This window comes from Paenibacillus sediminis, from assembly GCF_017873765.1.
GTDB classification, from domain to species: Bacteria; Bacillota; Bacilli; order Paenibacillales; family Paenibacillaceae; genus Paenibacillus_AG; species Paenibacillus_AG sediminis.
This window is the reverse complement of record NZ_JAGGKP010000020.1, coordinates 1-13,742: the sequence shown is the minus strand read 5'-3', so window position 1 is coordinate 13,742 and position 13,742 is coordinate 1. Positions and strand designations below refer to the sequence as shown.

Genomic DNA, 13,742 nt, shown 5'->3' with positions numbered 1-13,742 from the left:
ATTTAATCCTTCCTTCTTAAATAAAAATCATTTGTAAATAACATTATATATTAGCTATTCTCTTTTTGTTTTATTTAATTCCTTCTTCAACTAACCTGCCCGTTAATTTAATATGAAAATCAACAGCATTCTTTAACAGAGCCAATGTGAAAAAGCGGGACTACGGAAATGGTAGTCTCGCTTTTTTTATGTGAAGTAATAAAGATGAACGGGAGATATTGTATACGACCTTATCTATAGACGCAGAAGGACTTGTTGTTACACAAGTTGTCGTATGCTTATTTTTAAAAAGAACTCAATTTCCATGATAACAAAATTGTAAAAAACAGTCTATTCTTTTTTTTGTATTTACTATAAGATTTTTCTGTGCCCGGCCGGGGATACTAATCTACTCATCAAATGGAGGAATGTACTGGTGTCAGTCATTAATGTAGAGGGATTAACAAAAGAGTATCTCGTTCATCACAAGAAACCTGGACTTAGCGGATCTGTTAAGGCATTGTTTCATCGCGAATATGAACGAAAAGTGGCAGTCAAGGGACTTAGTTTTAAGATTAATGAAGGAGAATTTGCCGGTTTTATTGGACCGAATGGGGCAGGAAAGTCGACGACCTTAAAGATGCTGACGGGTATTCTAACCCCATCTTCGGGCACAGCCGATGTAATTGGCTGCACTCCATGGAAGCGCAGTATGGTGCACCGCCGCCAAATCTCTATTGTAATGGGAAACCGTAGCCAGCTGATTTGGGATCTTCCTCCGCTAGAGACATTCGGTTTGAATAAAGAAATGTACCAAATTCCGAAAGTTGATTTTGATAAAGACCTTACAGAATTATCTGAATTACTTGGTGTAGATCATCTGCTTAAAGTGCAGACGCGCAAGCTGTCACTCGGTGAGCGAATGAAGATGGAGATTATCGGAGCTGTGTTGCATCGTCCTCGAGTTTTATTCTTAGATGAGCCTACGATCGGCCTTGACCTCTTCGCGCAACGACATACCCGTGAATTTTTAAAAGATTACAACAAACGATACGGCTCAACGATTCTTCTTACGAGTCATTATTTGGAAGATATTAAAGAGCTCTGCGACAGGCTGCTCGTTATCGATAAAGGACAAATGCTATACGATGGACAAACGAATCAGATTGTTAATAAACTCAGCTTGCACAAATTCATTACAGTGTCTTTTAAGCAACGGGTATCCCCAGAGCGGATTGTTGCATTAGGAGGAACTATAGTAACGGAGCAACTTTTGAAAATGGTAATCAGAGTTCCCCGAAACAATGTTACTCGATTAGCCGGAGAGATGTTAAATATGTTACCTGTTGAAGATTTAACGATTGAAGACCCATCAATTGAGGATGTGATCGAAAACGTATACTCCGGAGAAGGCATTAAGGAAGGGGAGGCTATATGACCAACAATACCCTTACAAGAATGCTTAAGCCTTATCTCAGAACAATGCAGTTAAGTTGGCAAAAAGGATTAGAGTACCGTTTTGGTATCTTGTATTTGTTGCTAGAAGCGATCTTGCCAATAACAGCAATGGTGTTACTCTGGAAAACGATCTATGAGAGCAATGGAACGATGGCTGGTTATACATTTAACCAGATGGTGACATATTTTATAGCGGGTCGGCTAATTAACTATCTGGTGCTGTACCCGATGGACTGGAAAATGCACGAAATGGTCAATCAAGGAACGCTCAGTTCCTTATTGGCTCGCCCAGTAGATGTGCAAAGCTATTACTTTGCAGACATGGTAGGGAATCGGATCGTCAATTTTGTACTCGGATGTACCCCCCTTGGAATCATTGCTATTCTATTAAGAAATTATATTAGCTTAAATCCAAACTATGTAGAGCTAATACTAGGTATTGTGGCTATCATGCTGGCCTGCGGTATGTGGTTTTTGCTCTCATGGGCTGTCGGGTGTTACGTATTCTGGACACACAACCTAATTAGCATTCTTTTTATGAAAGAGTTGATTGTAATGGTGTTAGCTGGCGGATTTTTCCCAATTGATATTCTCCCATCTCCAATGGTTCATATTATCAAGCTCACTCCTTTCCCTTACTTGACGTTTTTCCCCATTCATGTGTTAACGAACACCGTTAACTCGGATGAAGTGATGAATGGACTAATGATGCAAGCGATCTGGCTTACAATATTGTTCATACTAGGACGAATACTATGGCAAATCGGAATGAAAAAATACGTAGAGGCGGGGGGATAAAAATTGAGATATATGAGGATGTCACAGCAATTTTTCACCATCAGTCTTCTAAGAGATTTAGAATATAGAGCCAATCTAGTATCTATGATGTTATCAGGATTGATCTGGACGGGTATTCCGCTAATTATGTTTAAATCGATTTATTTGCATGCAAACCAAATTGCAGGCTGGTCATGGTCAGGGATGTTAATATTAATGGGTACGTACACTTTGATAGACGCTATTATGATGTTTCTACTTATTAATAATATGAATGAATTGCAGTCTGATATTATGCAAGGAAAGTTGGATTTTGCTCTAACGAAGCCTGTTGATTCTCAGTTCTACGTATCGTTCCGACAAACCAACAACTCACAGCTGTTCAACGTTCTACCTGGTCTGTTAATGATCTTATATGGACTTCATCAGACAGGATGGTCAATTCATGTGCTGTATGTTCTTGGATACTTATTGTTCTTTTTCACGGGGATGGTGCTCTATTACAGTGTCTGGTTTATATGGACCACATTATCCTTTTGGCTGCCTAATCTGCAATCTCGTGAGCGACTGTTCCTTGATACCGTTCTTATGGCGCGCTTTCCTAGCGAAATCTACAAAGGGTTCATGGGTTTCGTATTCACTACTATTGTGCCTGTGGCATTCATTGCGAATCCAGCCGCGAAGATGTTAATGGGGAAATTATCAATGGATACGGCTATCTATGTATTATTACTCAGCTTGGTGATGCTTGTTCTCTCACGTTTTATATGGAAACGAGGGGTTAGAGCTTATTCTGGAGCGGGAGGGTAAACCTAGAAATAAATAATTTAACAGAAGCCTGAATTGCTCAATGGCAGGTATATGTGAAAATAAGAGGTTGTGAAACGAAAAGAAGGTAATCAAGAAGGAAATTGCTTGATTGCCTTCTTTTTTAATTTTTAATAGTTTTGCAATAAGAGATGAATATTTCAGTAATACTTAGGCAGTTCAATCATACATTATTTAATAGAAACCGCTTCCAAAAATAAAGCCATAAATAGTTTGGACTCATGGAGTGGGTTTATGAAGTTTTGATATGAACATAGAAGAATGGGAGGGTTAAGAATGAAGCTCAAAAACGTGATCAGCCTAATTAGTGTATTTGCGATTACCGCATCTCTACTAATTGGGTGCGGCGGGTCAAAAGTTGCATCGCCTACGACGACGGATACAGGGCCGGCGAAGCAGGAAGAGACAACTACGCCAGCAACAACCGAACCACCAACGACTGAACCGGCAACAACTACGCCAGCAACGACGGGGGATGCAAAAGAAACACCGAGAAACGAGACTTTGTATATCAACGGTTTACAATGGGGAGCTCCTACAAGTTTTAATTTGTTAAGCGGTAATCCGGCCTTTCCAATCAACTATGGTAACTCTAGAGAATTGGTATATGAAACGTTGTTCATGATCAACGAGTTGGACGGCAACCTAGAGCCGCTGCTTGGATCGAAATATTCATGGACTGATGATATGACACTCAGAATTGAACTGAACAAAGATGCGAAATGGAGTGACGGCCAGCCATTTACTTCGGATGACGTCGTCTATACTTATCAGTTAGGCAAGAAATACGATATTAGCTGGAGCAATTACTGGACTTATATTGAAGATGTTGTTGCAGATGGACCTAATGCAGTCAATATCAAACTAAGCAAAACAAACCCTAACAAGCTCACTGTCCTAGACAGTATTGAAATCATTCCTATGCTTCCTAAGCATATATGGGAAGAGATCGAGAAGAAATCGAACAATGATCTGGCAACGATTCGTAAGGAAGTCAATGCAGATCCTATAGGCACTGGTCCTTACAAAATGTACTTCTACAATGACCAGAAGATCACCATTGTGAGAGATGACAACTATTGGGGCAAATCATTATTTGGAAAACTGCCTGCTCCTAAATATATAACTCATGTCGTCTATAAAGATAACGCTGCGGGAGACCTTGCCTTCAAGAGCGGTCAAGTTGACGTATCGCAGCAATTCATTCCTCAAGTGTGGAACTTGTGGAAGGACGGCGCTCCAATTAAGACCTATTTGAAGGATGCACCTTATTATGTACCAGGCTCAATGCCTTCTATTTTCTTCAATATGTCTAAGAAAGGCCTCGATAATGCTGATGTAAGAAGAGCGCTTGCAATGAGTATTGACTATAAGAAAATATCTGATCTTGCTATGAGCGGATACTCGGCAGCAATGGAGCCATCCCTGACACTGGGTACCGATGCAGAATCGAAGTATATTGATAAAGACGCCATCAAGTCACTGCAATGGACGACCGATGTCAAAGCAGCTAACGCGCTTCTTGATAAGATCGGGGCTAAGAAAGGAAAAGACGGCATTCGCGTGCTGAACGGCACAAGACTTGGACCTTATGACATTGAATGTCCTTATGGCTGGTCTGACTGGAATGCATCGCTTGAGATCGTTGCCCAAAGTGCAAAAGCCATCGGCATCGAAATTCGTACGAAGTTCCCTGAAGCACCTGTATGGACGAATGATCTGCAAACTGGCAAATTCGATATCATTATGAATACACCTGCAGGCGGAGTAAACCCAAGCCAACCATGGAGCAGAGCACAAGCGATTATGTATTCCAAAGGCGTTCCTGCGATCGGCGAAATGGCATTCTGGAACTGGGGAAGATATAAGAATGATAAAGCGGATCAAATTATCGATAAGATCCCAACTGTTTCTGATCTAAATGAGCTCAAAACGTTGTACACCGATTTAACGAAGATGTGGCTTACTGACATTCCTTCAATACCGCTTATGTATAGACCATGGGTGTTCCATACCGTGAATGAATCTGTCTGGAAGGGATTCCCGGTTGATGGTGACGGCAGCAATATTCCTCCGCAAATCGCGATGGATGGAGCCGGCATTAAAGCCTTGTACCAGATCCACAACTAATAGTGAAATAAGGCCTATGCTGGGGCAAATGCGAATGAACCCCAATATAGGCCTCTTTATAAAAGGGAGTGTTGGTATTGAACGCCTATACAAAATACTTTGTTAATAAGTTCTTATGGTACTTCGTTACATTACTTATTGCGGTTGGCCTGAACTTTATTTTGCCTAGGCTTATTGAGGGGAACCCTGTCAGCATCATTGTGTCGCAAATGACTCAGGGGATGACTGACAGTGACACGATAAAGAGAGTATATGAAACGTTTATGGTCGAGTTTGGTATTGACAAGCCTCTTGGCACCCAGTTCCTTATTTATGTGAAGAACCTTCTGATGGGCGATTTAGGGACATCTTTCGGGCTTTATCCTAAAAAGGTAACAGATATTTTAGCGTCTGCGGTTCCGTGGACGGTCGGACTTCAGCTGCCGGCGATATTAGTAGGATGGATATTAGGGAATGTACTCGGTGCTGTTGCTGCCTATAAAAAAGGCGTGTTTGACAAAGTTATTTTCCCAGTAGCTCTATTTATCAATTCCATTCCGTTTTTTACTCTTGCGATTATAATGCTTTATGTATTCGGACTTACGTTAAAATGGTTCCCTCTATCAGGGGGTTATGATTTTCAGATGATTCCCCATTTGAGTTTTGATTTTATCTTCTCTGTGATCAGGCATCATACGCTTCCATTTCTATCGATTGTACTCGTTACGATTGGCGGCCAAGCGATTGGGATGAGAGAGATGTCCATTTATGAACTGAATTCTGACTATGTTCTGTATAGTAAACTGCTCGGTATTCGAGATTCAAAAATTGCGAAATATGTGTTTAGAAATGCGATGCTGCCCCAAATAACAGGACTTGCGCTGTCGATCGGAACGATGGTTGGCGGATCCCTTATCTGTGAAATTGTATTTAGCTATCCAGGGATCGGAACTTGGCTGTTCACAGCGATTCGGCAACTTGATTATCCATTAATTTCTGGGTGTACGCTGCTCATCGCTGTTTCCGTCTTACTAGCGAACTTCACACTAGAAATTATATATGGATTTATCGATCCGAGAATCAAGGCGGCTCAAATGGAGGATCATTAATATGACAAATTCGATCAGTATATTAATTAAATCCCCTAAGTTTGTAATAGGAGCCGTAGTGCTGCTGTTAACGATTGCACTTGTGAACATTTATCCGCTCATTAATACGAAAGATCCGCTATCAATGGAGGCGCTCGCTTTTCAGCCGCCTGATTCCAAACTTATTCTAGGCTCTGATAATTTCGGGAGAGACTTGTTCCTCGAGCTGATGTACGGGATTAAGACTTCAATCCGGGTAGGTTTAATTGCGGGCGTCATTGCTACAACGATTGGTCTTATTTTCGGACTTGCTTCCGGTTATATCGGGGGCTTCATTGATGATATTTTGACAGCGATCACGAACATTTTCATCGTTATTCCTTCATTTATTATTCTCATATTGATCTCGGTAAGTATTAATTCTAGGAGTTCTCTAGTCACCGCAATCATTATCGGTATTACCAGCTGGCCTTGGACCGCCAGGGCGGTGCGTGCACAGACGACGTCGCTGAGGAATAGGGACCATGTCAATATCGCCAAAATTTCAGGACACAGTACGACGAGAATTATTATTTATGAAATACTTCCGTATATTGCATCCTACGTTGTTATGGCATTTGTACTGCAGACGGCTTCAGGAATACTGTCTGAGGCATCGATTTCCATGTTAGGCTTAGGGCCTTACAATACGATTTCTCTTGGAATATTGATGAACTGGGCACTTGTCTTTGAAGCTCCGGTGGCAGGGGCCTGGTGGGCTTTCATTCCGGCAGCATTATCAATTGCCATCATCACTTTTTCACTTTATTTGATGAATACGGGAATGGATGAAATATTCAACCCGAAAATAAGGAGCTAACGATGAGTGAAAATATATTGGAGGTAAAAGGGCTCAAAACTTACTATAAGACGAGATTGAGAGAAAATGTGTATGCTGTCGATGGTGTTGACTTCGCCCTTGAAGAAGGAAAGACATTGGGTATTGCGGGTGAATCTGGCTGCGGCAAATCAACGCTGGCACTGAGTCTGATGGGATTTTATTTTCCGCCGCTGCATTACAATAGCGGATCGATTAGCATCAATGGCACAGATATTATGAAGCTTACTAAGGAACAGCTCAGAACACAAGTATCAGGAAGAGAAATCGCGTACATCCCTCAAGCAGCTATGAATGCACTAAATCCAACGATGAAGATTATTCGTTTCATCGAAGATATTATGAAGGAGCATAGACCGGAACTAACGAAGCAGCAAGTATGGCAGATGGCTTCGGAACGTTTTGAGACATTAAATTTGTCGCCCAAAGTATTAAATTCGTATCCAAATGAGTTGTCCGGCGGTATGAAGCAGCGAACCGTTATTGCAATTTCTACGATTTTAAACCCGAAAGTGCTTATCGCAGACGAACCTACCTCGGCACTCGATGTTACGTCGCAGAAAGCGGTCATTAAGCTTCTGAAAAATTTGCTGGAGAAGAAGTTTATTAAATCTCTTGTATTTATTACACATGAGCTGCCGCTGCTGTATCATGTTACGGATGAAATCGTCGTGATGTATGCAGGTGAATTTGTGGAGCGGGGAACCGCTGAACAAATGATTTTTGACCCAGTTCATCCGTATACCAAGAAACTAATGGGCTCCATTCTCGTTCCGGAAGAAGGTATGAAAGGGCAGAAGCTCGCGGCTATACCTGGAGCACCGCCGAATTTGAAGAAAGTACCGGCGGGCTGCAGGTTTGCAGATCGGTGTTCTTTTGCAAGAGACGAATGCCGCGAGGGTAAGGTTGAAATTAAAGTAGTTGATGGTCGGCTGTATAGATGCCTTTTTGATACCGAGACGTTAAAGGAGTGGTATGAAAATGAGCAGCAGCAATAATGTGTTAATTAGCGGAAAGCATATTACGAAGGTGTTCGGTTATGGGAATCATAAGACAACGGCCGTCAACGATGTTAGTTTTGATTTACATGAGGGCGAGATCGTATCAATCGTTGGGGAAAGCGGCAGCGGAAAAACGACACTTGCGAAAATGATTATGGGGCTGCTTAAGGAAACAAGTGGAACCATCGAATATAAGGGCAAGCCAAGACAACTAAGAAATCATGCAGCTAGAAAGAAGTATTGGAAGGACATCCAAGCGATTTTTCAGGATCCATTTTCTTCGTTTAACTTGTTTTATAAAGTGGAGAAGCTGTTAATGGATTGTATCAAGCTGCAAGGGCTAAAGCTGCCCCGAGAAGAGCAGGTTCAGAAAATGAAAGATGCATGTTCATTCGTTAATTTAAAATATGAGGAATTGTTCAATAAGTATCCGTTCGAGTTGTCTGGCGGACAAATGCAAAGATTGATGATTGCGAGAATATTTATGCTGCACCCTAAAGTCTTAATCGCCGATGAACCTACCTCGATGGTAGATGCTTGTTCCAGATCGACAATCTTGGATATGCTCATGAAGCTGAGACAAGAAAACAACATGACGATTATCTTCATTACACATGATGTTGGGTTATCCTACTATGTGAGCGATACGATATATATTATGGAGAAAGGGAAAATCGTCGAGAGCGGCATTGCAGAAGAAGTCATATTAAACCCTCAGCATAAATACACAAAGCAGCTGATTGAAGATGTGCCTAAGATCCATTCGGAATGGAATCTAGCATAACAAGAAAACTAGCCTTCAAGGTGGAATCCTTGAGGCTAGTTCTTTGTTAGATGGAGATGACGATCTTTCCAAATTGACTGGATGTTTCCATGTTTTTAAAAGCAGTTTGGAACATTTCCATTTAAATGTTTCCATCGGATGTCCGATGTAGTCGAACTGGACAATCCGTCCTCCATTTCGAACGGCCTGGATACTTGTTGCGCTTCGGAAAGAAGGGCTGCAGCAATTAAGCAAGGAACTGGCTGAGTGAGTTGAATAAGTAGATATATGCTCAATCATAAGCAGATCTCCGCGCCCCGGATGGTCTGCTTTTTCATTAGAAAGGGGTAAAAGGATTTTTCACGAGCTGCTCGAATAATGTAAGATGGTGCATTTAACCAAAAGGAGAACAATGATGAAATTACATAGAATAAATTCAAGTAACGATAATCTGCATGCATCATTTTCGAGGGATTATAAACCCATTCTAGCGATTGACTCTGGAGATAGAGTTCAATTTCAAACACCCGACGTCGGCTGGGGATACTCACCCTCCAAACAAGCAAACAGAGAAAGATATCAATCTCGAGAGAAAGAGAGTACTTGGGGGCATCCGTTGGTCGGTCCAATCGAAATTAAAGGTGCAGAGCCTGGTATGGTACTAGAAATACATATCAATGAAATCATTGCCGGTTGGTACGGATGGAATTGTGCAGGAGGATCGGACGATTGGCACAACGGGCAGTTAGGCATCGCGGATCAAGAAGAAATCACATTAAACTGGGAACTAGACCGAGAAGAAATGACGGGTAGATGTCAATTGAATGGCAAAGCGCTGATTGTTCCTTTGAAACCCTTTATGGGAGTCATGGGTATGCCTCCGGCAGAGCCTGGAGTCCACTCGACAATGCCTCCTAGATTTTGCGGCGGCAATATGGATTGTAAAGAGCTTGTGAAAGGAAGCATTTTATATCTTCCAATTGCTGTAAAGGGAGGGCTCTTCTCGGTTGGAGATGGGCATGCGCTGCAAGGGGACGGAGAAGTGTCAGGGCAAGCCATTGAATGCCCTATGGATTTGGTTGAATTGCAATTCGTCCTCAGGTCAGATATGAATTTGAAAATGCCTCGTGCGAATACACCTATTGGATGGATTACTTTTGGATTTGACGAAGATTTAAACAAAGCAACCATTCAAGCATTAGACGGCATGCTCGATTTGCTCAAACAATTATATGGGTTAGAGCGTGCAGATGCGACAGCCTTAGCCAGTCTAGTCGTTGATTTACGGATTACGCAAATTGTGAATGGCGTTAAGGGAGTACACGCTGTATTGCCAAGGGACATTGTTAAGGGGGAATTGTAATGGTTAATACCAATCCCTAGAGGAAGCGCAAGAATTTATGAAGAGAGACCCAGCCATATTAGGCGGTCTTATGACTGCGGAGTTATTCCCGTTCAAAATTGCGATCTAGGTAAGTAGAGGAAGGGGCTCAAACACGAGCATGATCTCAACATTCTTAAAAATGCTTTTTTACCCAGGATCAAACATTGGATTTTCAGAAGAAGAGCTGAATGAATTCAGCAAAGTGTACGAACAAGCGGTGCGAGGAGACGGCCTTGTTCATTACCAAAGTCCATTTCCTAAATATCGGTTTTTGCAATATTTATGCACGAATAAAGACTTGCTCTGTCATGGCTCTAACAACAAAGACATTTCTGAATTTGTTCCAAAGCGTCAGACGTTATATAACGGAGAGTATGTCGATGCTGTCTTTGCGACTAGTGATGGGATATGGCCGATTTTCTATGCGGTTTTTGATCGGAGTAAGTTAGTGAATAATTTCCGAAATGGATGTTTTGAGCATAACAATAAGAGGTATTACTTTTTTTCTCTAAGTACGGAAACTATGAAGCAGAATCCTTGGACAGATGGAATGGTATATCTATTTCCTAAGGAGCGATTTAATAAAGTCGGCAAAGGAATCGTTATCTTTGATGAGTGGGTCAGTAAAGAACCTGCAAAATCATTACTTCGATTAGAAGTGAATATAAATGATTTTATTTACCTACATAAAGTTTCCAAGCACCCCAGCGACGAAGCATTCTTTAAGACATTGCTCCTTTATAAGCTAAGAACTCGAAAGACATGAAGAAGGTGGTGACCTATGACGATTGGAAAAAGGAAACTCAGGTTCCTTATCGTTACATTTGCAATACTATTGCTAGGAGTCATGTTGTATATAATCCTCTATCAAGATAAAGTAAAAATCACAAACAAGTATACAGCATTTAGTTATGGAGAGGGCTACGAGAATACAAAAACCGTTGCTTTAAATATGACTTTAACGAAAAGGTTATTTTATGATGACCTATTAGATGGAAGCATCGTTATTGATGGAGAAAGCTATGAAATATCTAATCATCGAGCGTTTTTTATAGGCGAGGATACTAGTAATATGTACTACGTTCCGATGAGAAGATCTCTGATTACTCGAATCAAGGATAGAATAGTTAAATCCCCATATAAGATGGAGCGATTAGTCATAAATCATACGGATGGATCGAATCTAAGGAAAACAGAAATCACACTTACTCTAAGTAGAGATTTCAAATATTTGTTCGGAATTGTAGACCGTGGAGATCAACGATATCAGTTTGCTGCGCCTGCTAACAACATGGATGAAGTAAGAGAAATATCCAAAATCCTATTTAAAGAAGAATAGTAGGGGAGCATATGAGTTCAACTGACGCTATATTAAGTGAAATGCTGTTAAAAGAGTCATCAAAAGCTTTCGGAATTAAGCCAGAAGACTTGAAATTACAAGCTGGGGGATTCCAAAATTCCGTATACAGCTTCATCCGAAATAATAGGGAGTATGTACTGAGACTGACTCACAGTACAAGACGAGACTTAAATCTTATAAAGGGTGAACTCGACTTTGTTAATCATTTGAGTAACAGCGGAGTATCTGTAAGCAGGGCCATTCCATCCGTAAACGACCATTACGCAGAGCAAATATCTATTGGCCAAGATACGTACTATGCAACTTCTTTTGAGAAGGCAAAAGGACGACCTGTTGATGTTTCCGATGATCAGGAGTGGAACCGTGACTTTTTCCAAAGATGGGGCAAACTCCTTGGAAAAATGCATGCGACTGCTAAAAAGTACGAAGCTCCTGATCTGGCAATAAAGAGACCTGAATGGAGCAAGAATAACCCTGATATTCACAACATTAAGAATCACATGCCCTCTGAAATGATCGCTAATAAATACAGTGAACTATTAACTGCATTAACAACATTGGATCGTCATGACGATTTGTTTGGACTTATTCATAACGATTTCCATCAAGGTAATTTTTTTGTACATGATAGCCAAATTACTGTATTTGATTTTGATGATTCAGCTTATTACTGGTTCGCTTCCGATATTGCTGTTTCTTTTTATCATGCCTATTGGCAAGGAACGTCTGTTCATCCTAATCGTAAGGACTTTTCGGAACAATTTATGAAAAGCTTTTTAGAAGGATACAGTAAAGAAAATAACATCACGAAGGAAATGGTCAGTCAAATTCCGTTATTTTTGAAAATGAGAGAAATTTTCTTATACGTTTTATTTCTGAGAAATTGGGACCCGAACCATCTTCAAGATTGGCAGCGAGCAACGCTGCAGAATTTAAAATTTAATATTGAGAACGATGTACCTTACTCAGACCTTGATTTTCATAAAATCATTTAAAAAACCGTCCACTCATTTGGACGGTTTTTGCAGGGTAGCTCTCTTACTCAGGCAAACGATAATAAGCGAAAGGCTCTCTATAACGGAAAGGATCGCTCATTTGATCCAGTTCTTTTACCGTTTGTTCGCTGAGTTTAATTGAGGCGCATTTCAAATTTTCTTCGAGCTGTTCGGTCCTTGTAGCTCCAACAATGACGGTTGAGACAGCATGCTTCTGCATAAGCCAAGCTAGAGAGAGACTGCTGGCAGAGTAACCTAACTTGTTAGCGAGATTACCGACTTTCTGCCCCAGTTCGATCCGCTCATCGTTAAGGAACCGGCTGAAATTTGGATCGGTGTCTGCCCGTGATCCTGCAGGTTTCTTGTCTGCGGAAGTATATTTTCCAGTTAATATACCGCCTGCTAGAGGGAAATAGGGTATAATCCCAACCCCTTGATCAAGACAGAATGGTACAAGTTCTTGTTCAGGAACTCGGTCCCCGAGAGAGTAACTAATTTGAGTCGATATGTATCGATTGAATCCTTGACGTTCACTTATGCTGAGCGCCTTCATTAATTCCCACGCTGCATAATTGGATGCGCCGATATAGCGTACTTTCCCTGAACGAACCATGTCATCAAGTGCTCGCAACGTTTCTTCGAGCGGAGTATTTGGATCGAAGGTATGGATTTGATACAAGTCAACATAATCGGTTTTGAGACGCCGTAAACTGTTTTCTAACTCCATCATTAAATGATAACGTGACGACCCTCTCTCATTGGGCCCTTCTCCGCGCACCAATCCAGCTTTCGTTGCCAGCACTGCTTCGTGGCGTCTTCCTTCCAAAGCAAGTCCGATAATTCTCTCCGATTCGGAGCCTGCATAAATATTTGCTGTATCAATGAAATTGATTCCATGGTCTAAAGCGTAATGAACAATTTGAATGGAGGTTTGTTCGTCGGCTCGCTTCCCAAATGCATTCGTGCCAAGACCAAGTGCTGACACTTTTAAACCGCTGCCCCCAAGTCGTCTATATTCCATATTTATGACGTCCTTTCAGTGTGAAAAATTATATTTTTTAACAACTTTATTATGATTTGCGCCCTTTAATTATAATGAAAATGTTGTCCAAACAGGTATGGA

Annotated in this window: 13 protein-coding genes; 12 read left to right on the top strand and 1 reads right to left on the bottom strand. The window is 41.2% G+C overall.

Translation table 11 applies throughout. The features are described from left to right. Positions 1-415 precede the first annotated feature (415 nt). From J2Z20_RS17620 to J2Z20_RS17565, 12 genes are all read left to right on the top strand, one after another. On the top strand, positions 416-1,417 hold the full coding sequence (locus J2Z20_RS17620; protein WP_342454332.1) for an ABC transporter ATP-binding protein: 1,002 nt from the start codon (positions 416-418) through the stop codon (positions 1,415-1,417). Then, a complete protein-coding gene (locus J2Z20_RS17615) occupies positions 1,414-2,235 on the top strand; it encodes an ABC transporter permease (protein ID WP_245252543.1) in 822 nt (273 codons plus the stop codon). Before J2Z20_RS17620 ends, J2Z20_RS17615 begins: the two co-directional genes overlap by 4 nt. A 12-nt stretch (positions 2,236-2,247) precedes the next feature. Further along, entirely contained in the window at positions 2,248-3,024 is a 777-nt protein-coding gene (locus J2Z20_RS17610) for an ABC transporter permease (protein WP_245252545.1), read from the top strand. 294 nt (positions 3,025-3,318) lie between these two features. Continuing rightward, entirely contained in the window at positions 3,319-5,172 is a 1,854-nt protein-coding gene (locus J2Z20_RS17605) for an ABC transporter substrate-binding protein (protein WP_209853360.1), read from the top strand. A 77-nt stretch (positions 5,173-5,249) separates the two neighbouring features. Then, on the top strand, positions 5,250-6,260 hold the full coding sequence (locus J2Z20_RS17600; protein ID WP_209853358.1) for an ABC transporter permease: 1,011 nt from the start codon (positions 5,250-5,252) through the stop codon (positions 6,258-6,260). Between the two features lies 1 nt (position 6,261). After that, positions 6,262-7,098 carry an ABC transporter permease gene (locus J2Z20_RS17595; protein WP_209853356.1) on the top strand — a complete coding sequence of 279 codons (837 nt, stop codon included), beginning with the start codon at positions 6,262-6,264 and terminating at the stop codon, positions 7,096-7,098. A 2-nt stretch (positions 7,099-7,100) separates the two neighbouring features. After that, positions 7,101-8,114 (top strand): ABC transporter ATP-binding protein, encoded by a 1,014-nt coding sequence (locus J2Z20_RS17590; protein WP_209853354.1) that lies wholly within the window; start codon positions 7,101-7,103, stop codon positions 8,112-8,114. Further along, positions 8,098-8,901: an ABC transporter ATP-binding protein gene (locus tag J2Z20_RS17585; RefSeq protein ID WP_209853352.1), complete on the top strand. Its 804-nt coding sequence runs from the start codon at positions 8,098-8,100 to the stop codon at positions 8,899-8,901. Before J2Z20_RS17590 ends, J2Z20_RS17585 begins: the two co-directional genes overlap by 17 nt. Positions 8,902-9,295: 394 nt before the next feature. Next, on the top strand, positions 9,296-10,243 hold the full coding sequence (locus J2Z20_RS17580) for an acetamidase/formamidase family protein (RefSeq protein WP_209853350.1): 948 nt from the start codon (positions 9,296-9,298) through the stop codon (positions 10,241-10,243). Positions 10,244-10,382: 139 nt separating this feature from the next. Beyond that, on the top strand, positions 10,383-11,030 hold the full coding sequence (locus tag J2Z20_RS17575; protein WP_209853347.1) for a hypothetical protein: 648 nt from the start codon (positions 10,383-10,385) through the stop codon (positions 11,028-11,030). Between the two features lie 15 nt (positions 11,031-11,045). Further along, positions 11,046-11,603 carry a hypothetical protein gene (locus J2Z20_RS17570; protein WP_209853345.1) on the top strand — a complete coding sequence of 186 codons (558 nt, stop codon included), beginning with the start codon at positions 11,046-11,048 and terminating at the stop codon, positions 11,601-11,603. An 11-nt stretch (positions 11,604-11,614) separates the two neighbouring features. After that, on the top strand, positions 11,615-12,619 hold the full coding sequence (locus J2Z20_RS17565; RefSeq protein ID WP_209853343.1) for a phosphotransferase enzyme family protein: 1,005 nt from the start codon (positions 11,615-11,617) through the stop codon (positions 12,617-12,619). Between the two features lie 43 nt (positions 12,620-12,662). On the opposite strand, the gene J2Z20_RS17560 is transcribed toward J2Z20_RS17565, so the two are convergent. Beyond that, positions 12,663-13,640: an aldo/keto reductase gene (locus tag J2Z20_RS17560; protein WP_209853341.1), complete on the bottom strand. Its 978-nt coding sequence runs from the start codon at positions 13,638-13,640 to the stop codon at positions 12,663-12,665. Positions 13,641-13,742: the final 102 nt, after the last annotated feature.